Raw genomic sequence first — 23,194 nt, 5'->3', positions numbered from 1 at the left:
GTTCCTCGGCGCCGTTCACTGGGTGGGGGCTGTGACGCTAGGCGCCGAGGGAAGCTATCTGAGCTACCCCTTGTTTATGATCTTTGTTTGCGGCGCGACAATGGTTCGATCTGGGCGTTATTGTGGCCATTTGGTGCCGATCAGTGTGGCGTATCAAAGTTGAAGCGATGGTAGAGCAGATTAACTCCGTCTTTGCGCTCATACTGAATGTCGCTGCTAAGTCGGTGAATCAGGTACCAGCCAAAGCCGCCTTCAGGAAGGTTCTCCAAATCTGTGTCGATGGGTGCCGGTTGGCTGCTTGGCACACGCAAACCGGGCATTGGATCGCCGGAGTCAAAAATTTGGACTATCAGTTCTTTTGCGCACAAAGAGCAATCAATTCTAATGTCAGTCGGGGAGATCTCGGCATAGGCGTGTTCAACCACATTGTTTATGGCTTCGGTGAGCGCAATTCTAACATCGTCAGCTTTACTTTCTGGCAAGCCGTGTTTTGCCAGTCGAGCACTTAAAATAGCTATCCCTTCGGAGGCCTGAACCTGAGTCGCAGGAAAGCTCAAATTGAGACAATCTTGTTTGCAATTGGCGCCCACGGCGATTTACTCCTGCCGGTCGTCAATCCGCCTCTGCGCATATCGCTTCATCCAGCGAAGTGAACAACCTGAAAACGGTGTCCATACGCGTAAGACGAAACACTTTTTGAACAATCGGGCGCGGTTCTGCCAAGTCCAGGCGTCGCCCGTCGCCCAGTTGTTTCATTGAGGCGACAATGGCCCCCAGGCCACTGGAGTCTATGAATTCTACCGATGACAAATCCAGGACAATTCGTTTCGCACCGGTTTGTGTTTCTGCCCGCATGTCTTCTTTGAATTGAATCGCCATTGCGGCATCTATGCGGTCGCAGTGAACGGATATTACTTGTGTCTCGCCGGTCGTGTCGCTGCTGAGCCCCATGGTTAACCGCCCTTCGTATTGCAATTTGATCGTAGAAATACGCTAGACGGTAATTCTTACCATTCGGTATCCATGGTCAGGAAAGCACGAAGGAGATTCCGGATGAACGAAGTTGTGATCGCGGGGGCCGCACGCACGCCAATGGGTGGATTTCAGGGAATGTTTGACGGCGTCACTGCTGCGGATTTGGGTGGTGCTGCAATCCGTTCCGCGTTGAAAGGTGCAGGTGCTGAGACCGTTGACGAAGTGCTTATGGGCTGCGTCCTTCCAGCGGGTCAGGGCCAAGCCCCTGCGCGCCAAGCGGGATTTGCGGCAGGGTTGGGTGAAGAGGTGCCCGCCACAACGCTTAACAAAATGTGTGGCTCCGGCATGAAGGCCGCAATGATTGCGTTTGACCAGATCGCTTTGGGCCATACTCAGACAATGGTCGCTGGCGGGATGGAGAGCATGACTAATGCACCCTACCTTCTGCCCAAGATGCGCGGCGGGGCACGGATCGGGCACGGGCAGGTGGTTGATCACATGTTTCTGGACGGGCTTGAGGACGCCTATGACAAAGGCCGCCTCATGGGCACTTTCGCCGAAGACTGCGCCGAATCCTACCAGTTCACGCGCGAGGCGCAGGACGAATATGCTCTGCGATCGCTTTCGAACGCTCTGTCAGCGCAGGAAAATAATGCCTTTGATCAAGAGATTACCTCGGTCTCGATTCAAACCCGCAAGGGCGAGGTCGTGCTGGATGCAGATGAGCAACCACAGTCGGCGCGGCCCGAGAAGATACCCACGCTGAAACCAGCCTTTCGCAAGGATGGAACGGTAACGGCGGCCAATTCTTCTTCGATCTCGGATGGGGCAGCCGCCCTTGTGCTTGCTTCGGCTGAGGCGGCTGAAAAGCAGAACCTGACCGTGCGTGCGCGAATCCTTGGTCACGCCAGCCATGCTCAAGCGCCGGGGTTGTTCACAACTGCTCCGGTCCCTGCCGCGCAGAAATTGTTGGATCGTATCGGTTGGAAGAAAGAGGATGTCGATCTGTGGGAAGTCAACGAAGCCTTCGCTGTTGTGCCCATGGCCTTCATGCACGAAATGGGCTTGTCCCGTGAGATCGTGAACGTGAATGGCGGCGCATGTGCGCTTGGTCATCCGATTGGCGCCTCCGGGGCCCGGATCATGGTCACGCTGCTCAACGCGTTGGAAAAACAGGACCTCAAGCGCGGTGTCGCGGCAATCTGCATCGGTGGCGGAGAAGGGACGGCCATAGCAATAGAACGCGTTTGACGCTTTGACTTTTTGCAAATACTCCGGGGAATTGGCGGCAGCGCCCGCAGTTCCCCGGATGCAAGGTCCATCAACATGACAGCCGATTACGACACACTCGCCAAAACCATTGCCGCCTTGACCGAAGGTGAAACCGACGAGGTTGCGCTGATGGCCACGGTGGCATGCGAAGTGCATCACTCCGACGACCGTTTCGACTGGACAGGGTTTTATCGCGTGACCGAGCCCGAGGTGTTGAAAATCGGACCCTATCAAGGTGGGCACGGCTGCCTTGTGATCCCTTTCGAACGGGGCGTTTGTGGCGCGGCTGCCAGGACAGGGCAGATTCAATTGGTCCCGGATGTCGACGCCTTCCCGGGCCATATTGCCTGTGCATCTTCCACACGATCCGAGTTGGTGCTGCCCGTGCGGGATGCTAACGGAGACGTTATCGCAGTGTTTGATATCGACAGCGATCAACCTGATGCGTTTACCGAGGATGACGCGGTTGCGCTTGGCTCCATTCTTGCGGGTGTTTTTGCGCGTTAGAAATCTGCGTCTATTGCAATAGCGCCCCGAGGTGGTGAGAGAAGATCAGATAACAAAGCCCGGCGTGACACGCAGTAATGGCATAAAGCCACGCGGAAAATCCGCGCTTGCGTGTCTTGTGTCCAAATATCCAGCGCCCAAGAAGCGCGGCCAGACTGCCGCCCAGAGCTGCCAACCACAACAAGCGCCGCTCAGGAATGCGCCGCTTTCTGCGGCGTGCACGCAACTTGTCCCAACCAAAGATCAATAAGGTTAGGGCGTTAATGGCCCAAAGATAAATTACGGCAATCCACATGGACCGTGCATAGCCAACTATTTTTGCAGACCCAAGTGAAAAAATGCTTGGAAATTTCACCGATTCGAGGCACCGTGAAAAAGTAAGAAAAAATTTCACGCCAACTCGGAGCGCAAATTGAACTCTCAGGCCCCCCACAGCGCAACACTCGGTGCCGACCTGCGCGCGCTGCGTAAGGCGCGCGGGTTGACGCTGACTGAAATCGCTAATCGATTGGATCGGTCCGTAGGCTGGCTCAGCCAGGTCGAAAGAGACATGTCCGAGCCTTCAATCTCGGATCTACGACAGATTGCCGAGTGTTTAGGCGTGCCGATGTCGATGCTGTTTGCTCATTCTGCAGCCCCAGCGGATGAGCAAGGATATGTCGTGCGGGCCGGATCACGTCGTCCGATGGGCTCGGGTGAAGAAGGTCTGATTGAAGAATTGCTTTCGCCCGACCTGACCGACGATTTCGAGATGGTGCATTCGACCTTCGAACCGCACTCTCAGATGCAGACACCAGCAAACCGCCCAACGCAGGAAGTCGGTTATATGGTTTCAGGCCGTCTGGAACTGACGATCGGCACGCGCAGCTTTCAGGTCAGCCCCGGCGATAGCTTCCGGATCAAGCACGAACCCTACACATGGTCCAACCCCTTTGACGAACCCGCCGTGGCCATCTGGGTCATTGCGCCTCCGGTGTACTGATGAGTTTTGAGGCCTGGACCATATTCGCTCTGTTCTGGGTGGTGTTCGTGACCACCCCGGGGCCGAATGCGGTCAATTGCATCTCAAACGGGATGAGCCTGCCATTCCCAAAGGCTATGCTGGGAGTGCTTGCCATTCTGACACAGGCAAGCGCATTTCTGATCCTTTCGGCCTTAGGGATCACCGCGTTGATTGCCGCGTCGCCAACAGGTTTCTTTGTCACCAAACTCATCGGGGCCGGGTTTCTGATCTGGATGGGCATTCGCGGTTGGATGAACGCAGCGAAACCCGCTCCGGCATCAGAGCGTCCGGCAAGACATGTTTACTTTCACGCGTTGGCCGTCGCCACGATCAACCCCAAAAGCGTCGCCGGATACCTTGCGGCGTTTTCGCAGTTTGTACAGCCGGATGTACCCATCTGGCAGCAGATGGCCGTGATCATGCCGACGGCTCTGGTCATCACGACGCTCAGCTACACGGGGTTCACGATGCTGGGCGCCCTCATGGGCAAGGCCGCACTGGGGGCGGTGTTCAATATCTGGGTACGCCGCGTGATGGCGACCTGTTTCATCATCTATGGCGTTTTGCTGGGAGCCAGCTCTACGCCGACAGCGAGGGGATAAAGACATGCATACCGGTTCCTGCCTTTGCGGCGCGGTCGCTTTTGTTGTTGACGGAGACCTCACGCCACCAAATGCCTGCCATTGCGGGCAGTGCCGCAAACAGTCGGGGCATTTGTGGGCCTCGACCGTCACGCATCAGGACAATCTCAACTTTACCGCCAGCGAAACGCTGGGCTGGTATCGCGCCTCTGACATTGCCAAGCGCGGCTTCTGCCGCGCTTGTGGCTCGTTTCTCTTCTGGCAGCACAATGACGAGGACACGATCGCAATTTCCGTGGGCTCTTTGGATGAGCCGACCGGGTTGAAACTCGCCCAGCACATCTTCGTGGCGGACAAGGGCGATTACTATGACATCAAAGACGACCTGCCCCAGCGGGCTCACTAATAAGGAACCAAACACATGAGTGATTTTCCAACCAAGGCCCGCGTGGTCATCATCGGCGGTGGCGTTGTCGGCTGCTCATCGCTGTATCATCTGGCCAAGAAGGGCTGGACGGATTGTGTTCTGTTGGAAAAGAACGAGCTGACGGCAGGCTCGACATGGCACGCAGCGGGTAACGTGCCGACCTTTTCGACCTCGTGGGCGATCATGAACATGCAGCGCTACTCGACCGAGCTGTATTCGCGCCTCGCGGACGAGGTCGATTATCCGATGAACTACCACGTTTCTGGGTCGATCCGACTGGCGCACAGCAAGGAACGGATGCAGGAATTCGAGCGGGCCATGTCCATGGGCCGCTATCAGGGTATCCCGATGGAGATGTGGACGCCGGAGGAGGCCAAGGAACGCTATCCCTTCCTTGAGACTCATGATCTTGAAGGCGTGCTCTATGACCCGACCGATGGCGACATTGACCCCGCACAGCTGACCCAGGCGCTGGCCAAGGGCGCACGCGATATGGGGCAGAAGATCATCCGCTTCTGCCCGGCAACAGGTGTGACCCAGCATGATGACGGCACTTGGACCGTGCACACCGATAAGGGTGAAATCGCCTGTGACTATGTGGTGAACGCCGCTGGTTACTATGCCCAGCGCGTAGGGGAATGGTTCAAACCTTTTGGCGGCCGCACCGTGCCCGCGATGGTGATGAGCCACCAGTACCTGTTGACCGACGAAATCCCCGAGATTGAAGCGTGGTCAAAAGAAAGCGGCGGCAAGCTGCCGCTGCTGCGCGATGTGGATATCTCATACTATCTGCGGCAGGAGAAGAACGGCTTCAACCTCGGACCTTACGAACCCAACTGTAAGGGCCACTGGATGACCGAGGATGATCCGATGCCCGAGGATTTCAGCTTCCAACTGTGGAACGACGATCTGGACCGCATCGAAGATATCGTCACAGATGCAATGGAGCGGGTGCCGCTGATGGCCACTTCGGGCGTTGGTCGTGTCATCAATGGCCCGATCCCCTACGCGCCGGACGGCTTGCCTCTTATTGGCCCGATGCCGGGTGTGTCAAACGCGTTCGAGGCTCATACATTCACCTTTGGCATCGCCCAAGGTGGCGGCGCTGGCAAGGTGCTGGCCGAATGGATCGTCGATGGTCACACCGAATGGGACATGTGGGCCGTCGATCCACGTCGTTACACCGACTACACCGATCAGGATTACTGCAACCAGAAAGGCATGGAAGTCTATGGCAACGAATACGCCATGCACTTCCCTCATCACGAATGGCCCGCTGCGCGCGACAAGAAGGTTTCACCCGTGCACGCCAAGGTCAAGGAACTGGGCGGCGTCATGGGGGCCTATAACGGCTGGGAACGCGCCAACTGGTTCGCGCAACCCGGCGACGACACCTCTCTGGAGGCTACACATACTTGGGGACGTTCAGGCCCATGGGAACAGCGGGTCAAAGAAGAATGCGAAGCCGTGCGCGATCACTGCGGCGTGCTGGATCTGCCCGGGTTCTCACGGTTCTGGATACAAGGGGATGGTGCGGATGACTGGCTGCGTGGCTTCTGCACCGGAGGTATACCCAAAGCCGGGCGCATGAACCTGATCTATGTCTCGGATGAAAGAGGGCGCATTCTGACCGAGTTGTCCTGTATCCGTCTGGCTGAGAACAACTTCGTCCTGATCACCGCCGCGACGGCGCAGTGGCATGATGGGGATTTGATCCGGAATTCGGTGCCCAAAGGTGTGACTGTTCGCGAAACTACTACCGAGCGCGATACGTTGATCGTAACGGGGCCGATGTCGCGGAATGTGTTGTCCGGCATCACGGATGCGGATCTGCAGCAAGGTTGGCTGACCCATCAGTTTGCCAAAGTTGCCGGGCAGGAGGCCTTTCTGATCCGAGTATCTTTCGCAGGCGAGTTGGGCTGGGAAATCCACGCTGAAAACGATGCGATGCCAACCATCTACGAAGCCGTACTGGCTGCCGGGGCCAAACCCTTTGGCATGTATGCGCTGAACTCTTTGCGGATCGAGAAAGGTTATCGCGCTTGGAAGGGCGATCTGAGCACGGATTACTCTTTGCTTGAAGGTGGTTTGGGTCGTTTTGTCAAACTCGACAAGCCGCAGGATTTTGTTGGCAAAGCGGCCATTCAGAACGAAAAGCAGCAAGGCGTTAAGAAATCCTTTGTCACTCTGATTGTGGACGCAGGCGAGGTCGATGCGCCTTACATGTCCTGCATCTGGAGCGGCGATGAGATCGTGGGTGAAACGACCTCAGGTGCGTGGGGATACCGCATCGGTGCTTCCGTCGCGCTTGGCATGGTGCGTGCAGATCAGGCTGTGCCAGGAACTGAGCTGCAGGTTGAAATCTACGGTCAAAAATGCCGTGCTGTTGTGCAGGAAGACCAACCGCTTTGGGATCCTTCGAATGAACGGTTGAGGGCCTGACGACCTATATAGAAAGGAACGCAAATGACCCGGCAGATGCATGGCGTATATCTGAATGGCCACGGTGGACCCGAGGTGTTGGAATGGCGGGACGATATCCCAGTTCCAAACCCTGATCCGGGGCAGGTCCTGGTCCGCGTTGCCGCTGCCGGGGTGAACAACACTGACATTAATACGCGGATCGGCTGGTATTCCTCGGACGTCACGGGTGCAACGGATGCGGTAGATCAGCAAGTCGAAGCAGGTGGTTGGGGAGGTGCGCTGCACTTTCCCCGGATCCAGGGTGGCGATCTTTGTGGAATTGTCGAAGCGGTTGGATCGGGTGCGGCGTTCAAGCCTGGTCAGCGGGTGACTTGCCCGATCAATTTACCGCGCCCGGTTCCTGGCCGACCACAGGATTTTATCGTGCTTGGTTCAGAAATTGACGGGGCCTTTTCCCAGTATTGTCTGATGGAAAGTGATGACCTGTACGACGTGACTGAATCGCCTTTGTCTGACGTTGAAATTGCCGCGATTCCCTGTGCTTTTGGAACGGCCGAAGGCCTGCTGACTCGTGCCGGTGTCATCGCAGGTCAAAAAGTGCTGATCACAGGGGCGTCGGGCGGTGTGGGCCTTGCCGCCGTCCAGCTTGCAGCGCTGCGCGGGGCGACGGTCTGGGGCGTTAGCAATGCCGCCAAATCTGAGGTGGTCAAGTCACAGGGCGCAATCGGGACTTTTGAACGCGACGCGGCTTTGCCGGAAGACATGTTCGATGTCGTTATAGATGTGGTCGGAGGTCCGGCTTGGCCAGACCTGATACTTGCGTTGAAACCCGGCGGCCACTATGCCGTAGCCGGCGCGATCGCAGGTCCCATTGTCAGCGCGGACTTGCGGGATATCTATCTGCGCGACATCACGATCCATGGGTGCACCTATCAGCCACCGGACGTTTTTGACCGCCTTGTTGCATTGATGAATGCAGGTCGGATCAAGCCCTTGGTCTCAAAGACCTATCCGTTACGCGACATTGTTCAGGCGCAAGAGGATTTCCTGTCCAAGACTTTGCCCGGAAAGTTGGTTCTGGTGCCGTGAAAGAGGGAATAAATGGCTGATATTACGCTTTTGGATGGTTCGATCGGGCAGGAGTTGGTGAAGTTGAGCGGCGACAAGCCGACGCCACTTTGGTCAACACGCGTGATGATCGACAAACCCGAACTTGTGGCGGAGGTTCACGCCGCCTATTTCCGCAGCGGTGCAACGATCGCTACGACAAACACCTACGCAATACACCGCTCACGTTTGGTTCGTGAGGGGATCGAAGATCAGATGCCCAATCTCATTGATGCTGCCCTATCACAGGCCGAACAGGCGCGCTGTGGCACCAGTGGGCGGATCGCAGGCGCGCTTGGCCCGCTATTGGCCAGCTATCGGCCCGATCTGGAACCCGACCCTGCGGATGCCGCCGCGAGATTCGCCGAGCTGGCTGCAATGATGTCGGATCGGGTCGATTTTTTTCTGATCGAAACAGTATGCTCGGTGCAGGAGGCCGAAGGTGCGCTGCGCGGAACCGAGAACTGTGGGAAACCCGTCTGGCTTGCCCTGTCGGTCATGGACGAGGACGGAACCCGCCTGCGTTCAGGCGAACCACTGGGGGACATTGCCCCTCTTGTTATGCGCTACGCACCCGAGGCGATGCTGATCAACTGTTCACGCCCCGAAGCGATTCCGGTGGCTTTGGATATCATCGCAACGTTGGATCGCCCTTACGGGGCCTATGCCAACGGATTTACAGGCATCACAGATGGCTTTCTGGAAGATGCCCCAACGGTTGATGCCTTGGAGAGCCGCCATGACCTGGGCCCTGATGCCTATGCACGGCACGCGATGGGTTGGGTGGCGCAGGGCGCTACGATCGTTGGTGGTTGCTGCGAAGTCGGGCCGGAACACATCAAAACCCTCGCCGAGAATTTACGTGCGGCCGGACACAAAATCGTCTGAGGGACCTAGATGCCTGTCCGGACCAAATCTGACCAACAGCAGGATCGCGTCCAGTACCATTTTGACATTCTGGTTGCGTCGGGTTTCGTATTGCTCGAACTGGCCTCGCTGGTTGAGGTTTTGCGCTTGGCGAACCGTGTGTGTGCCCACCCGCCGTTCACGTTCACTTATCGGTCGCGACAAGGAGGGCCGGTGGAAAGCAGCAGCGGAGCAACAGTATCGACCGACACTGTCCCGGCGCAACCGAATGCGAATTATCTGTTTGTAATCGGAAACTCAGACCCGGATCAGCCCGAACTTTCTCTTGGCCGTGTCGTGCGCGACTATACGTTTCGGGGCGCCCAGGTATTTTTGTTGGCTGAAGCTGCAAGCCGGTATATCGACGAAAATAGCGCCGATCATATGGCAACCCATTGGGAAAATGCCTCTTTCCTGCGCGAACGTGGTGCTCGGTTTGAGGCCAAGCTATCTATCGCCACCGAGCAAGGTTCGGTTGTCACCTGTGCCGGCATGGAGGCAACCACAGATATCGCGCTGGCCGTGATTGGGCGGCATATCTCGGGTGCGGCCAAGATGACGGTTGCCGACATTATGCTGCATGAAAACATCCGTGACTTTTCATCCATGCAACCTTTTTCCGGCGCCCGGATAACGGCCACTGGTGACGAGAAATTGGACCAGTGCATCAAGCTGATGCAGGCAAACATCGAGGAACCTCTGCCGATCAAACAGATCGTTGACATATTGCACGTATCGAACCGCTCTCTTGAGCGAAAATTCAAAGCAATTTTCGGAACCACGCCGAACGGTTTCTACCGGGAAATGCGACTGGCCAAAGCTAACAACCTGCTTCTGAATACGACGATGAGCGTGCGGGAAATCGGGCTGGTTTGCGGTTTTCCAAACGGATTTTCATCCGTCTACAAAAGTTTTTTTGGCATCACACCGTTTGTTCTGAGACGCCAGAAAAGACGCCCGGAATATCGGTGATTTTTGTATTTAAGCTGACGCTTTTGATGCTTTTATTGTCGATCCTTCGTGGCATTTTGCAGAAAACCTGAATCAGCGGAGACGTCAGGATGGTTGATCTTCCCACCAAGGCCCGAGTGGTCATCATCGGCGGCGGCGTCATTGGATGCTCGGTTGCGTATCATCTGACCAAGAAAGGTTGGGGCGATGTCGTCCTGTTGGAGCGCAAGCAATTGACCAGCGGTACGACATGGCACGCGGCGGGACTGATCGCGCAGCTGCGCGCGACGGCGAACATGACCAAACTGGCCAAGTACAGCCAGGAACTATACGGCGCGCTTGAAGAAGAGACCGGTGTTGCCACTGGGTTCAAGCGCTGCGGATCGATCACGGTCGCTTTGACCGACGAGCGTAAGGAAGAGATCTATCGTCAGGCCGCTATGGCCCGCGCTTTCGGGGTTGAGGTCGAAGAGATCGGCAATGACCGTGTGCAGGAGCTATATCCCCATCTTAACCTGGAAGGGGTTAAAGGGGCAGTTTACCTGCCATTGGACGGGCAAGGTGACCCGGCAAATATCGCTCTGGCTTTGGCCAAAGGCGCGCGTCAGCGCGGTGGTATCGTCAAGGAACGTGTGAAAGTCACCGACATCGTCAAGCAAGGCCGTCAGGTGACGGGCGTTGATTGGGTCGCAGATGATGGCAGCGCTTCGGGCCATATCGAGTGCGACATGGTGGTGAACTGCGCAGGGATGTGGGGCCACGAGGTTGGCAAGATGGCAGGTGTGAACGTACCGCTTCACGCTTGCGAGCATTTCTATATCGTCACCGAGGGGATCGACGGTCTGACCCAATTGCCCGTACTGCGCGTGCCGGACGAATGCGCCTACTACAAAGAGGATGCAGGGAAAATCCTGCTAGGTGCGTTTGAGCCGAATGCCAAGCCCTGGGCAATGAACGGCATCCCTGACAGTTTCGAATTTGACCAATTGCCTGAAGATTTCGACCATTTCGAACCCATCCTTGAAGCAGCCTGCAATCGGATGCCAATGCTGGCCGAGGCCGGGATTCACACGTTCTTCAATGGTCCTGAATCCTTTACACCGGACGACGCCTATCATCTGGGCCTCGCACCCGAGATGGACAATGTCTGGGTCGCGGCCGGGTTCAACTCAATCGGTATTCAGTCGGCGGGCGGGGCTGGCATGGCACTGGCCGAATGGATGGATTCGGGTGAAAAGCCATTTGATCTGGGCGATGTGGACATCAGCCGCATGCAGTCCTTTCAGGGCAATAAGCAATACCTCTTTGAGCGTTCGAAAGAAACGCTTGGCCTGCTTTACGCTGACCACTACCCCTACCGCCAAAAGGCTACCGCACGGGGCGTCCGTCGGACACCATTTCACCATCATCTGCTGGAACAGGGTGCGGTCATGGGCGAAATTGCCGGGTGGGAGCGCGCCAACTGGTTTGCCAATGACGGACAGGAACGTGAATACCAATATAGTTGGAAGCGCCAGAATTGGTTTGAAAACGCGGCCGCAGAACACCGCGCAGTGCGCGAAAATGTAGGCATGTACGACATGTCGTCCTTCGGCAAAATCCGTGTCGAAGGGCCGGATGCCGAGAAATTCATGAACTATATTGGTGGCGGCGATTATTCGGTGCCCAATGGTAAGATCGTCTATACCCAGTTCCTAAACCGCGCTGGTGGTATCGAAGCCGACGTGACCGTCACGCGCCTGACCGAGACGGCTTATCTGGTCGTCACCCCAGCGGCGACCCGTCTGGCGGATCAGACCTGGATGATGCGTTATGCGGTCAATTTCAACGTCGTCGTCACGGATGTCACCTCAGGCGAAGGCGTTCTGGCTGTCATGGGGCCAAATGCCCGCGCACTTCTGGAAAAGGTTTCGCCAGCGGATTTCTCGAACGCGACCAACCCCTTTGGCACCGCGCAGGAGATTGAGATCGGTATGGGCCTCGCCCGTGCCCACCGCGTGACATATGTGGGCGAGCTTGGGTGGGAGATATATGTACCTTCCGACATGGCGGGTCACGTGTTCGAAACGCTGCATGACGCCGGTCAGGATATGGGCCTGAAGCTTTGTGGTATGCACATGATGGACAGCTGCCGTATCGAGAAGGGCTTCCGCCATTTTGGCCATGACATCACCTGTGAAGATCACGTGCTCGATGCAGGGTTGGGCTTTGCCGTCAAAGTGGATAAGGGCGGTGATTTCATTGGGCGTGAGGCGGTTATAGCCCGCAAAGAAAGCGGGCCTCAAAACCGTTTGGTCCAGTTCAAGCTGACCGACCCCGAGCCGCTGTTGTTCCACAATGAGCCGATCATACGCGATGGAGAATATGTGGGGTATCTCAGTTCTGGCAACTATGGGCATACACTCGGCGGCGCGATTGGTCTGGGCTATGTACCCTGCCAAGGCGAGAAAGCGGCAGATGTTCTGGCTTCGAGCTATGAAATAGACGTTTGCGGCGTGAAAGTGAAAGCTGAGGCATCGCTCAAACCGATGTACGACCCAAAGTCCGAACGCGTAAAAGTATAGCCAAACTGTCGGGGCGCTGTGGCGCCCCGAATTGTTTGTTTGGCCTGCCTGTTTCAGATGAAACATATCAGGATTCCTGATGACCGGCTTCACAGTTTTGATGGTTCCCAAGCCCGTCTGATTTGCCGTAGAGAAATACAGTATCAGTCGGAGACCCATCGTGGCAGAGACCCCTGTAACGCCAAACAACACGGATACGCCCAAAGGGCTTGTGCTGGCCGTATTGGCCTATGTCCTTTGGGGCTTCCTGCCGCTGTACATGAAGGCGATGGAACATATCGGCCCGATAGAGGTCGTTGCACATCGCGTCATCTGGTCGGTTCCGGTGGCTGGGTTGCTGTTGGTTGCGCTTGGGCGTACCGGTGATCTTAAAGCTGCACTTCGCAATCCGAAGATGTTGGGCATGGCAGCGCTGACTGCGGCTTTGATTTCGGTGAACTGGGCAATTTATGTTTGGGCGATTTCATCTGGCCACGCGCTGGATGCGGCACTTGGCTACTATATGAATCCTTTGTTCAGTATTGCGCTCGGGGCGATCCTGCTACGCGAACCCTTAACCCGTACACAATTGGTCGCAGTCGGGCTGGCCGCATTGGGCGTGTTGGTTCTAGTGTTTCAAGCCGGAAGCCTGCCTTGGGCTGCTTTGGGATTGATGGTCAGTTGGGGATTCTATGCATTCTTCAAACGCTCTCTTCCGATTGGACCCAATCAGGGATTTTTGCTTGAAGTCCTGATCCTGCTTATCCCGGCTTTGGCCTATGTTACATGGTTGGGCGCAGGTGGAACGGGGCATTTTGGGGCGGCTGCGTCAGACACTTTGTTGCTGGCAGGTGCGGGTATCGTAACAGCCGTACCCTTGTTGATCTATGCAAACGGGGCAAAACTGGTGCGCCTGTCGACCATGGGCATATTGCAGTACATCGCGCCCACTATGATCTTTATTACTGCGATCACCCTGTTCGGAGAACATATTGACCAGGCAAGAATGATTGCCTTCCCTTTGATTTGGTCCGGGTTGGTCGTGTATTCGATTCCGATGATCCGGCAGATACGGTCTCAGGCCTGACGAATAAGCCGAGTGATTTCGGCAGCCCAGATCGCGTAGGTTTTAGGGCTTGGATGGTACCCATCCGGGGCGGCGAGGGACGGATCGTCGGGCAGATTCAATGACAGATGGGAAACCTGCGGGAAACCAGCAGCCACCTTTTGCAATCCTCGGTCCAGCCGCGCGGCCTGTTGCCCCAATACCCATGCCAAGGGCCGAGGCAAGGCTGGGAATCGCGCCATCTGGGGAACGGCCGTCACGATTACATTTCGTGCTCCGATTTGCCCGGTCAGCAAGGCTAGAAGGCGTGATTGCTGATCTTCAAAGCGTTGTGCGGTCACGGCACGGGTCACGTCATTCACGCCAAGGGCCGTCACCACCACATCAAATTGGTCTTTTAGTCTCTGCAATCGGTCGATTGTATCTTGCGTGGTATATCCGGTCGTAGCTTCCAACCGCCATTCTACGGTGTGGTGTGTTGCCAGTAGGCTGACCAATTGCCCCGACAGCGCTTGTTTTTGCGTGCCTGCGCCTACACCGGCGGCCGAGCTGTCCCCGGCAATCAACAAGCGCAATCGTGGACCGCGCCCTTCACGCCCTTCGCGAGGACCTTCTGGTTCAGGCAGCAAGCGAGCACTGCGTCGCACAGAGTGGCCCTGAACAGCCAGTACGGGCAATAACGGGACGCGGAGAATTTGGTCCGCAGCAACAGGGAAAGGCATCTTCAGTTCAGCGCATCCTTGAATTTCAGAAAACGCGCATCTTTCATGACCCGCGCCATCATGGCTTCACGCAGGGCGCCGACACTCTTGTAAGGGCGCATGACAACTTCGAAATCTTGAATGAGGCCATCAGCGTTCAAAGTGATCAAATCGACTCCGACTGCGTCCAGATCTCCGACCTTGCATTGAAACTCCAACGCCCAATCGTTGCCGTCACCCATGATCCGGCGATACCGAAAATCCGAGAATACCTGACCTACATGACCCAGAACCGCCGCAACCGGTTCACGCCCTGTCCAAGTGCTATAATAGGTTGGGGGCGAAAACCGCACGTCCTCTGCCAGCAATTCGTGGATCAGGCTTTCATCGCCTTTGGCGACAACGTCCTGCATTCGTTTGATCGTCGGGTGCATGCCATGTTCCTTCTTGTTGACCCGAGAGTTGCTGAACCGTTTCGTTCAGGCAAGGACGACGTTGCGGGAGGTGACGTGCTGGGATAGGCAGGCGCGCATGAGCGAGACCTATGATCCCCCGCAAACACCTCTGGACGTGCTGTATGAAGACACACAGTTGATCGTGGTGAACAAGCCATCGGGTTTGCTGTCTGTGCCCGGACGGGGGGAGCATCTGGCCGATTGCCTGCTGACCCGTGTCCAGGCCGCGTTTCCTCAGGCTCTGCTGGTGCACCGTTTGGATCGGGACACATCGGGTGTCATGGTTTTTGCCCAGACGCCGCATGCGCAGCGGCATCTGGGGCTGCAGTTTGAAAACCGTCAGACCCGTAAGACCTATATCGCCCGTGTTTGGGGACAGGTCGAAGCGAAAACGGGGACTGTGGATTTGCCTTTGATCGTTGATTGGCCTAATCGCCCACGCCAGATGGTGTGCCACGAGACGGGAAAGCCAGCGATCACCGAATGGCGTGTTCTGAAATACGAAGGTCAGTCGACCCGTATCCGCCTGTTTCCCAAAACCGGGCGATCGCATCAATTGCGTGTACATATGCAGGCGCTGGGCCATCCGATCCTAGGTGATCCATTTTACGCGGACGGCGCAGCGCGCGATTTTCCGAGGCTAATGCTGCATTCCGAAGAATTGCGACTGAAAAACCCAGAAGGCGGTGTATCAATGAAATTCCGCGCCCCAGCTGAGTTTTAAAGTTAGGCGGTGCTGGTCCACAACATCTTCAGATTACCTAAAGAAAACCGCTTGGTACATTTGATGGGTCGCGCGGCTTTGCATTCGCGGGCAGCAGCCAGTTCGCGCTCGATTTCGAAGCCGCGTAATACGTGATCCTGAGACCAGCGATCTAACTTCAGGGTCATCATGACGTGATTGTCGAGGTAAGGCATGGGCAATCTCCTGATTGGTGTTTGACCTATCTTCTCTCAACACTCCTGACACCACCTTGTCAGTGGGGTGTGCTAAGTTGTCAGCAGATCGCAAGGAGCTTCTGATGCGCCGTTCAACCCGTCTGTTCGAAATCATACAGATTTTGCGTGCTGCCGAGACACCTGTGACTGCCGATGCGCTGGCTGCAAAGCTCGAGGTGTCGGTGCGTACTGTCTACCGTGATATTGCTGCGTTGCAGGCGCAGCGCACGCCCATCGAGGGTGAGGCGGGTGTCGGATATCTGATGCGGCGGGGATATGATTTGCCGCCACTGAATTTTGACGCCGAAGAGGTTGAGGCCCTTTGGGTCGGTCTTTCGATGTTGGCGCGTACGGGCGACAGCACCTTGCAGCAAGCCGCAGACAGGGTGTGTCGCAAGATCGAAGCGTTACGGGTTCCTGCGGATTGGCTGCAGGTTGCTCCATGGGGGGCTCCTATGGATGATCCTGAAAAGGGCTGTGTGCCAGTCGTAAACTATCGAGAAGCGATCAGGGCTGAACAAAAGATCCGCATCACCTATGTGAATTCGGAAGGTGAACGCAGCGAACGAACGGTGCGACCCGTTGCCCTGATCTACCACATAGAATGCACAATGTTGGCCGCCTGGTGTGAGCTGAGAAATGGGTTCCGCCACTTCCGCACCGATCGGATTTGGGCCTGCGAATTGACGGAAGATCACTTTTGTGGGCAGGGAGAGCCATTGCGCGCGATCTGGCAGGAGCAAAATCACTGGAGCGACCCTGTCGGAGCGGCCTAAATGGCGAGTATTCGCCGATCTCACCCAATTGTTGCTTGAGGCCCATTGTTCTCACCATGTTATACTGCGCGCAACGAGGCAAACCCGGTGAACGGGTACGTGAGCAGAAGGTGAATTTATGACGATTTCCAAATGTGTACTAACAGCCGGGCTGTGTTCGGCGTTTTTTTTGGCTGCGTGTACCGACCCCGCCACTCTAACCGTGCAAGAAGATCCCAATAAGAATGCGAAACAAGGCGCATTGCTTGGGGGTCTGATCGGTGCGGGTGTGGGCGCAATCGCTAATGATTCAGATCCGTTGCTGGGGGCGCTGGCCGGCGGTGCGATCGGTGCCGCAGGCGGTGGCGTGATCGGCAACCAGCTTGACCGACAGGCGGCTGAGTTACGGCAACAGCTGGCCAATGACGGCATCACTATCGTCAACGCGGGTGACCGCCTAATCGTTACGGTACCGAATGATATCACCTTCGATACAGATAGCTCCACCGTGCGTCCGGCCCTCCGCGCCGATCTGGTGAAGGTGGGGCAGAACCTGGTTAACTACCCGAACTCGAACGTGCAGATTATCGGTCATACCGACAGTGACGGAGAGGCGTCATACAACTTGGGTCTGTCCGAGCGTCGCGCGAATGCTGTCGCCGATATTCTGCAGGCCAACGGTGTCAGCTTTTCCCGCATCACGACCGTGGGGCAGGGTGAAAACAATCCGATTGCGTCGAACCTGACACCGGAAGGAAAAGCCCAGAACCGACGGGTTGAGATTGTGGTCGTTCCCAGCAGCAATACCTGACCGGATGTTTCGCGCACAGTGACTGCGCGTCACGTGGGCTTTGGTTCAGGATTATCCCGGGCTAACTAGGGGGAAACACCACAGCGGAGTTTCCCCATGTCCGAACCGATCCTTCTTGGCCTTGCCGGCTCACTGCGAAAAGAGGCGACCAATCGCAAGCTTATTCGCGAGGCTGCCCGCTTATTTGATGCCGGCACGTTCATCGAGGCAGATTTGAACCTGCCTCTTTATGACGGCGATGTTGAGGTTGGTGAGGGTATCCCCGAAGCGGTACATGTGTTGGCTGATCAGATTGCGCAGGCTCATGCGGTGATCATTTCGACGCCGGAATACAACAAGGGGCCCTCGGGTGTTCTGAAAAACGCGCTGGATTGGGTTAGCCGGACCAGCGGCAAGCCTTGGATGGATAAGCCTGTGGCAGTGATGTCTGCTGCAGCCGGTCGTGCCGGCGGTGAGCGGGCTCAGATGATCCTGCGGTCTTTCATGGTTCCTTTTCAGCCTCGCATTCTGCAGGGGCCTGAATTGCATTTGGCCGACAGTTCCAACGAATTCGATAGTGAAGGACGATTGTCTAATGAGCGCTACGAAAACACACTGAACGCGCTGATGAAGAAGCTGCGGGCCGAAGCCGGGTTTTGAACTTCAGCCCAACCTTTTTTGCATGGTAATTGAGGTCGGCCGATCAAAGCCCGGATGGGCCGTCTCACCGGTCTTTGAGAATCCAAGCCGGGCAAAAGTCGCGTGGTTTTCGACAAGCTCAACCCGGGACTGTAGTTCCAGTATATCAAACCCGTACCTGCGTGCTTGGACCTGAGCTTGTTCGACTAGTATACGGGCCAGACCGCGACCGCGCTGCCGAAGGTCTACAGCCAGTTTGCTAAGATATAATCGACCCGGTTTGGGTGTCAGAAAAACAACAGCATCGGGGCGGTCTCCGATCACCCAAATCTCGCCCTCATCGATCTGCCTGCGCAGACTGTCCAGAGTTAGGCGGTGCATTGAAGAAGGCGGATCAATACGACCTTCCATATACGCAAAGCTTTCACGGATCAGGCGTAATACCTCAGGCAGCACAAGGCTGTCGCGGTTCAGTCGTGTGGGTTCAGAGTATGCGGTGTTCACAGCGACGCCTCGGGGCGAAAACCATCAGGAACTGCATCGCGATTGTCGAGAATCAGGTCGGCGATGACCTCAGCTACCTTCGGGGCCATGCCAAAGCCAATTTTGAAGCCACCATTTGCGATAAATTGTCCTTTGTGCAACGGATGTGCACCCAGCATTGGCGCGCGGCTCTTGCTGCGCGGGCGAACACCGGCCCAACGCTCAATCACCTCGGCCCCGTGCAACACCGGCACTGCCCGCATCGCGCGATCCAGCAGCTCTTCCAATGCCGCATCCGTGCTGGTTGGGTCATCATACTCACGCTCGGACGTTGAACCGATGGCGAGTGTACCATCCGTATGGGGCACAAAGTGAATAGCATCAGCAAACAGCTGCGGGACGGCACCCGCATCAAATCGCAGTAGCGCCGCCTGTCCCTTAACGCCATTACCGACCGTTTTGCCAAATGCTGCGCTGAGTTCCTGCAGGCCTGCAAGCCCTGTCGCGTGGATGACTTGCCCTTTGTCGGGAGCATCTGTGGTGACCTCGACTCCCATTACCGCGAGCGCCGCAACCAATGCGGCGCAGGCACGCCGAGGGTGCATGCGCGCACTAAGCGTATCATGAATAACAAATCCTGTTGGGCTGGGCGGGCACCACGCGCCGATCTTTTCCAACGCTCTGACGTTCCAGTCGGCCTGTCCCTGCCAGAGTTCCTTGGCCGTCAGTTCGCGTGCGCGGGCCAAGTCCAATGTCCGAGCGTCTGCAATGGGTTGCAGCCTGCCAAGCCGCGCGTATCCTGGTGACACCCCGCCTGTGGCCTCGACATGCTTCCAGAACGGTTCGGCCATGATGAGGCTTTCGAACTGAAACGCTTTTTTAGCGTTCCAGTTTTCGGGGACGTGTGGGGCCAACGCGCCGACCAAGCCGCCGCTGGAGCCCGCCCCGGGGCCAATGGGATCAACGATCTGAACTTTGGCGCCGCGTCTTGCGCAGGTCCAGGCGATCGATAGGCCAAATATCCCTGCGCCGCGCACCGTCACATCGACCATTGCCAATCCCCTTTTCCTTGTTCAGTGTCGCGCCGCTTAGCTACAGGATTCCCCGATGGCAGACCAGCGTGCCGAACTCACTTGGACAGATGATCAGATTCCGGTCTCTGATCGGTTCAATGATCCCTACTACTCGTTGCAAAACGGGTTGGAAGAAACGCGACATGTGTTTCTGGCGGGCAATGACCTGCCTGCGCGCTTTGCACCGGGATTTCATATCGCCGAGCTGGGCTTTGGCACCGGGCTGAACCTATTGACCGTCTGGTCGGCGTGGGAAGCAGCGGGGCAGACCTCTCCTCTGCGGTTCACGAGTTTCGAAGCCTATCCGATGGCGCCCGATGATATGGCGCGCGCATTGGCCGCTTTCCCCGAGGTGATGCCGTGGGCTGAGCGCTTTCTGAATGCCTGGAATGGGCAGAAATGCGTGCTGGATACATTGCATCTTGAGGTCATGGTCGGAGATGCACGTCAGACATTGCCCAATTGGGATGACACTGCAGATGCGTGGTTTCTGGATGGCTTCTCACCGGCGAAGAACCCCGAACTGTGGGGTGCTGACTTGATGCAGCAGGTTGCTGATCACACGGCCAGAGATGGCACTGCGGCAACGTATACCGCCGCCGGTTTTGTGCGTCGCGGTTTGACCGATGCGGGGTTCGAGGTGACACGCACCCCCGGTTTTGGTCGCAAGCGGCATATGACGCGGGCGGTGAAGACATGAGCCAGAAAAACAATGTTAATGCTGGCATTGCCTTGATGATCGCAGCAACGATTGTCTTTGCGTTACAGGACGGGATCTCACGGCATCTGGCGGGCACCTACAACACCTACATGGTTGTGATGATCCGGTACTGGTTCTTTGCCGCTTTCGTGATTGCCGTGGCTGCAAGGTCAACCGGGGGACTACGGGCGGCGGCGAAAACCGAGCAGCTCGGGCTGCAGATTTTCCGTGGCCTTTTGCTGGCCGGTGAGATTTGCGTGGCAGTTTTCAGTTTCACCATCCTGGGGCTTATTGAAAGCCAAGCGGTGTTCATCTGCTATCCGCTGCTAATAGCCGCCCTCAGCGGCCCTGTTTTGGGCGAGAAAGTCGGCTGGCGCCGCTGGGCCGCTATAGGTGTCGGTTGCATCGGCGTCCTGATAATCCTCCAGCCCGGTGCCGGAGTGTTCAACCCCTGGGCCGTGGTGCCATTGATCTCGGCATTCATGTTCGCGGTCTACGGCCTTCTGACTCGATACGCTGCACGGCGCGACAGTACCGCGACCAGCTTTTTCTGGACCGGCGTGGCTGGCGCAGTCGCAATGACGGCTGTTGGAGTGTGGTTCTGGGAACCGATGGCCAGAACCGACTGGCTATGGATGGGTTTGCTCTGCATCACAGGCGCGTTGGGGCATTGGCTGTTGATCAAATGCTATGAGATGGCTGAGGCCAGCGCAGTGCAACCTTTCGCCTATTTCCATCTGATGTGGAGCGCCATTCTGGGCATCACGATCTTCCACGAAACGCTGCGCCCTGAAGTGGTTCTGGGCGCAGCAATTGTGATTGCCGCGGGTCTGTTCACCCTATGGCGCGAAAGACGAAAGAGTCGAGCCGGTTAGCTCTTGTGAGAATGGCACCGGGAGCGCTGGCTGACCTAGCCGCGCGCGATAGACCGGCAGGCTTTCAGCGACGCGCATCACATAGTTGCGCGTTTCCTTGAACGGGATGGTTTCGATCCAGTCGATCACGTCCACCTGACCCCGACGTGGGTCGCCGTAGCGTTCCATCCACGAGATTGGACGCCTTGGCCCGGCGTTGTATCCAGCCGCCATCATCACAACATTGCCGTTAAAGTCCTCGGCCAGTGTCGCAAGATAATTCGCCCCAAGTTTGGCGTTATACTGCCAGTCCGAGGTCAGACGCCCTGTCTTGTGCCCTCCTAGTATGCCCAGATCTTGCGCCACAAGTTTGGCAGTGGCTGGCATAACCTGCATCAAGCCACGCGCACCCGCACCGCTGATAACAACTGGATCGAACTCGCTTTCACGTCGGGCAATTGCAAGTGTCATCTCCTTCGCCATGGGCAGACCCATATCAGCCACCGGATGCACCGGGTAATAGGCGGCAGGCAAAACCATGCCGGTGGTCGCAGCTCGTTTGGCGATCATAACGGCCAGATGCGGCTCATTTAGTTCGATTACGAGATCACCTAACTGAGCGGCTTGCGTTTGATCAAGGCTCTCTACCAGATGGGTCAGGAACCGCTCAGACAGGTTACCCTCGCCAGCGCGCAGCAACAGCAACCCAGCCTCAAGCACGCTTGAGTCCGCAAACGCGGCCTGTTTCCAATGCGGTGCACGGCGTGGACTAGCCAATTCGCTGTCAAACGGACGGCCGATCTGCTCTGCAGCGAGCAATCCGTAGAACGAGGTCTGATATTTTGCGCCTTCTGCATAGGCCTCGTGCGCCTTGTCCGCATCACCTTGCGCCGCGTGGGCACGACCCAGCCAATATCCACTGCGACCCTTCGAGATCGGCGATTGCACGGCACCTGAGAAATTCTGGAAATGCCGTACTGCTGTGGCCGGATCATTCAGTTTGCGCAGGGCCAGAAATCCGGAAAGCCATTCCAGATCTGCATAGCCATAGCCCATTTCAGGCGTCATGTGATGATTTGCGGCAATCGCATAGGCGCGCTCTGCATCACCGGTACGCATCTCGAGCCGCGCCAGCCGACGCCGGCCTTCCGCCCATTTGTCAGGCTCGCCCAGCGACTTTGGTCCGGTGGAACGTGCCAGCATCAGATCAATGGCACTGTCGTCCAGTTCCTTTCGATCCCGCCACACGAAACGATCAAAGGCCAGACCGGGATCCTTGGCCAGTGCCTTAGGTACGGCAGCGACCTTGCCATCCACGCCGTTCTGGCGTTTTTGCAGGGCAATACGGGCCTGGGCCAGTTTGCGATAGTCGGCATCGACAAGGGGCAGCATCTGCCCTGCACTGACCAAATGCCCGTCCCACAGCATCCTGTCCAATCGCGCCTCGTGATGCGGTTTTAGGAGTTTGCTAAAGTTCTCCAGGTAGCTCTTTTGCAGACCTGACCCCATCGGCATTGTCCGCCACGCCGTTACGATGTCGGCTTCGGCCTCACCGTTGCGGCCTTTGCTTTTCAATGCCACGGCATAGTTCAACGCGCCTTCGGCGGTTTGCGGAGGCATCCCCTCGTAGAAATTCAGAACCCGATCCGGATCGGCTGCGGTGAACGATGGCTCGCTCTTGCGGCGCAACCAGGCCAGACCGGGCCAATCCGGACGCCGCTCCAGAAATACCAGCACGTCACCCGAGCTGCCAAAACCCTCGCGCAACCAATGCCAGACAATGATGTCCCGCGCCACCGATCCACGGTGACCTGCCACGCGCAGCGCGGCATTCCAGTCGCCCTTGCGCATCTCATAGAGCCCCGCGCGCAAATCCTGCGTCGCATCCGCCCGAGTGGCCTGCGGCTGTAGCACCAACGCCAGAATCATCGCTATTCCAAGCGACAGAATACGTCTCATCCCTTGCATTCCCCAACAAACCAAGGATACAGCCATGCAGGATAAACCTTGCGCCGCCGGGATCAACTCACAAACCCTTAATCG

Annotated in this window: 26 protein-coding genes; 17 read left to right on the top strand and 9 right to left on the bottom strand. The window is 56.9% G+C overall.

The genetic code is table 11. The features are described 5' to 3' along the window. Nucleotides 1–140: 140 nt before the first annotated feature. Nucleotides 141–590, bottom strand: coding sequence for an ATP-binding protein (locus ACRZ91_RS12290; RefSeq protein ID WP_480905701.1), 450 nt, complete (start codon nt 588–590; stop codon nt 141–143). A 22-nt stretch (nt 591–612) separates the two neighbouring features. Beyond that, on the bottom strand, nt 613–951 hold the full coding sequence (locus ACRZ91_RS12285; protein WP_170476248.1) for an STAS domain-containing protein: 339 nt from the start codon (nt 949–951) through the stop codon (nt 613–615). 102 nt (nt 952–1,053) lie between these two features. Here ACRZ91_RS12285 and ACRZ91_RS12280 point away from each other — a divergent pair, with 102 nt between their 5' ends. Both ACRZ91_RS12280 and ACRZ91_RS12275 read left to right on the top strand, forming a co-directional pair. After that, nucleotides 1,054–2,226: a thiolase family protein gene (locus ACRZ91_RS12280; protein WP_480905699.1), complete on the top strand. Its 1,173-nt coding sequence runs from the start codon at nt 1,054–1,056 to the stop codon at nt 2,224–2,226. Between the two features lie 75 nt (nt 2,227–2,301). Beyond that, nucleotides 2,302–2,754 carry a GAF domain-containing protein gene (locus ACRZ91_RS12275; RefSeq protein WP_480905696.1) on the top strand — a complete coding sequence of 151 codons (453 nt, stop codon included), beginning with the start codon at nt 2,302–2,304 and terminating at the stop codon, nt 2,752–2,754. Nucleotides 2,755–2,764: 10 nt separating this feature from the next. Here ACRZ91_RS12275 and ACRZ91_RS12270 read toward each other — a convergent pair whose 3' ends face one another. Then, entirely contained in the window at nt 2,765–3,049 is a 285-nt protein-coding gene (locus ACRZ91_RS12270; protein ID WP_480905694.1) for a DUF1294 domain-containing protein, read from the bottom strand. A 117-nt stretch (nt 3,050–3,166) separates the two neighbouring features. Here ACRZ91_RS12270 and ACRZ91_RS12265 point away from each other — a divergent pair, with 117 nt between their 5' ends. The 9 genes from ACRZ91_RS12265 to rarD all read left to right on the top strand — a co-directional run bounded on the left by ACRZ91_RS12265 (nt 3,167) and on the right by rarD (nt 13,783). After that, nucleotides 3,167–3,736, top strand: a complete 570-nt coding sequence (locus tag ACRZ91_RS12265) for a helix-turn-helix domain-containing protein (protein WP_480905691.1) — start codon at nt 3,167–3,169, stop codon at nt 3,734–3,736. Beyond that, a complete protein-coding gene (locus ACRZ91_RS12260; protein ID WP_480905688.1) occupies nt 3,736–4,359 on the top strand; it encodes a LysE family translocator in 624 nt (207 codons plus the stop codon). The genes ACRZ91_RS12265 and ACRZ91_RS12260 overlap by 1 nt, the downstream gene beginning before the upstream one ends. A gap of 4 nt (nt 4,360–4,363) precedes the next feature. Beyond that, entirely contained in the window at nt 4,364–4,744 is a 381-nt protein-coding gene (locus tag ACRZ91_RS12255; RefSeq protein WP_029621880.1) for a GFA family protein, read from the top strand. Nucleotides 4,745–4,759: 15 nt separating this feature from the next. Continuing rightward, on the top strand, nt 4,760–7,207 hold the full coding sequence (locus tag ACRZ91_RS12250; RefSeq protein WP_480905684.1) for a GcvT family protein: 2,448 nt from the start codon (nt 4,760–4,762) through the stop codon (nt 7,205–7,207). Between the two features lie 24 nt (nt 7,208–7,231). Then, nucleotides 7,232–8,278 (top strand): alcohol dehydrogenase family protein, encoded by a 1,047-nt coding sequence (locus ACRZ91_RS12245; protein WP_480905682.1) that lies wholly within the window; start codon nt 7,232–7,234, stop codon nt 8,276–8,278. Nucleotides 8,279–8,290: 12 nt separating this feature from the next. Beyond that, nucleotides 8,291–9,184 carry a homocysteine S-methyltransferase family protein gene (locus ACRZ91_RS12240; RefSeq protein ID WP_480905680.1) on the top strand — a complete coding sequence of 298 codons (894 nt, stop codon included), beginning with the start codon at nt 8,291–8,293 and terminating at the stop codon, nt 9,182–9,184. Nucleotides 9,185–9,193: 9 nt separating this feature from the next. Continuing rightward, nucleotides 9,194–10,174: a GlxA family transcriptional regulator gene (locus tag ACRZ91_RS12235; protein ID WP_170476229.1), complete on the top strand. Its 981-nt coding sequence runs from the start codon at nt 9,194–9,196 to the stop codon at nt 10,172–10,174. A gap of 89 nt (nt 10,175–10,263) precedes the next feature. Then, a complete protein-coding gene (locus ACRZ91_RS12230; RefSeq protein ID WP_480905676.1) occupies nt 10,264–12,717 on the top strand; it encodes a GcvT family protein in 2,454 nt (817 codons plus the stop codon). Between the two features lie 160 nt (nt 12,718–12,877). Further along, entirely contained in the window at nt 12,878–13,783 is a 906-nt protein-coding gene (gene rarD / locus ACRZ91_RS12225; protein WP_480905673.1) for an EamA family transporter RarD, read from the top strand. Here the strand turns inward: rarD and ACRZ91_RS12220 are convergent. Together ACRZ91_RS12220 and ACRZ91_RS12215 are read right to left on the bottom strand one after the other, a co-directional pair. Then, entirely contained in the window at nt 13,774–14,409 is a 636-nt protein-coding gene (locus ACRZ91_RS12220; RefSeq protein ID WP_480905670.1) for an SGNH/GDSL hydrolase family protein, read from the bottom strand. The genes rarD and ACRZ91_RS12220 overlap by 10 nt on opposite strands. A 77-nt stretch (nt 14,410–14,486) precedes the next feature. After that, a complete protein-coding gene (locus ACRZ91_RS12215) occupies nt 14,487–14,897 on the bottom strand; it encodes a nuclear transport factor 2 family protein (RefSeq protein WP_480905667.1) in 411 nt (136 codons plus the stop codon). Between the two features lie 97 nt (nt 14,898–14,994). Between ACRZ91_RS12215 and ACRZ91_RS12210 the strand changes: the two genes are divergently transcribed. Beyond that, nucleotides 14,995–15,642, top strand: coding sequence for an RluA family pseudouridine synthase (locus tag ACRZ91_RS12210; RefSeq protein WP_170476219.1), 648 nt, complete (start codon nt 14,995–14,997; stop codon nt 15,640–15,642). Nucleotides 15,643–15,644: 2 nt separating this feature from the next. Here ACRZ91_RS12210 and ACRZ91_RS12205 read toward each other — a convergent pair whose 3' ends face one another. Next, entirely contained in the window at nt 15,645–15,836 is a 192-nt protein-coding gene (locus tag ACRZ91_RS12205; RefSeq protein ID WP_480905664.1) for a hypothetical protein, read from the bottom strand. A gap of 104 nt (nt 15,837–15,940) precedes the next feature. On the opposite strand from ACRZ91_RS12205, the gene ACRZ91_RS12200 reads away from it, so the two are divergent. From ACRZ91_RS12200 to ACRZ91_RS12190, 3 genes are all read left to right on the top strand, one after another. Next, nucleotides 15,941–16,633 (top strand): helix-turn-helix transcriptional regulator, encoded by a 693-nt coding sequence (locus ACRZ91_RS12200; RefSeq protein WP_170476214.1) that lies wholly within the window; start codon nt 15,941–15,943, stop codon nt 16,631–16,633. A gap of 118 nt (nt 16,634–16,751) precedes the next feature. After that, nucleotides 16,752–17,423, top strand: a complete 672-nt coding sequence (locus ACRZ91_RS12195; RefSeq protein ID WP_480716207.1) for a YiaD family glycine zipper/OmpA-like lipoprotein — start codon at nt 16,752–16,754, stop codon at nt 17,421–17,423. Nucleotides 17,424–17,519: 96 nt separating this feature from the next. Next, nucleotides 17,520–18,062 carry an NADPH-dependent FMN reductase gene (locus tag ACRZ91_RS12190; protein WP_480905659.1) on the top strand — a complete coding sequence of 181 codons (543 nt, stop codon included), beginning with the start codon at nt 17,520–17,522 and terminating at the stop codon, nt 18,060–18,062. 3 nt (nt 18,063–18,065) lie between these two features. On the opposite strand, the gene ACRZ91_RS12185 is transcribed toward ACRZ91_RS12190, so the two are convergent. Next, nucleotides 18,066–18,545, bottom strand: a complete 480-nt coding sequence (locus ACRZ91_RS12185) for a GNAT family N-acetyltransferase (RefSeq protein ID WP_480905656.1) — start codon at nt 18,543–18,545, stop codon at nt 18,066–18,068. Next, nucleotides 18,542–19,576: an NAD(P)/FAD-dependent oxidoreductase gene (locus ACRZ91_RS12180; RefSeq protein ID WP_480905653.1), complete on the bottom strand. Its 1,035-nt coding sequence runs from the start codon at nt 19,574–19,576 to the stop codon at nt 18,542–18,544. Before ACRZ91_RS12180 ends, ACRZ91_RS12185 begins: the two co-directional genes overlap by 4 nt. 55 nt (nt 19,577–19,631) lie before the next feature. Between ACRZ91_RS12180 and mnmC2 the strand changes: the two genes are divergently transcribed. Together mnmC2 and ACRZ91_RS12170 are read left to right on the top strand one after the other, a co-directional pair. Next, entirely contained in the window at nt 19,632–20,297 is a 666-nt protein-coding gene (mnmC2, locus tag ACRZ91_RS12175; protein WP_480905650.1) for a tRNA (5-methylaminomethyl-2-thiouridine)(34)-methyltransferase MnmC2, read from the top strand. Then, complete coding sequence (locus ACRZ91_RS12170) at nt 20,294–21,172, top strand: DMT family transporter (protein WP_170476201.1); 879 nt, start codon at nt 20,294–20,296, stop codon at nt 21,170–21,172. The genes mnmC2 and ACRZ91_RS12170 overlap by 4 nt, the downstream gene beginning before the upstream one ends. On the opposite strand, the gene ACRZ91_RS12165 is transcribed toward ACRZ91_RS12170, so the two are convergent. Then, complete coding sequence (locus ACRZ91_RS12165; RefSeq protein WP_480905647.1) at nt 21,137–23,110, bottom strand: lytic transglycosylase domain-containing protein; 1,974 nt, start codon at nt 23,108–23,110, stop codon at nt 21,137–21,139. The two genes, ACRZ91_RS12170 and ACRZ91_RS12165, sit on opposite strands and share 36 nt — an antisense overlap. Nucleotides 23,111–23,194: the final 84 nt, after the last annotated feature.

This window comes from Ruegeria sp. O11 (genome assembly GCF_056535285.1).
This window is presented reverse-complemented; position numbering and strand designations above follow the sequence as displayed.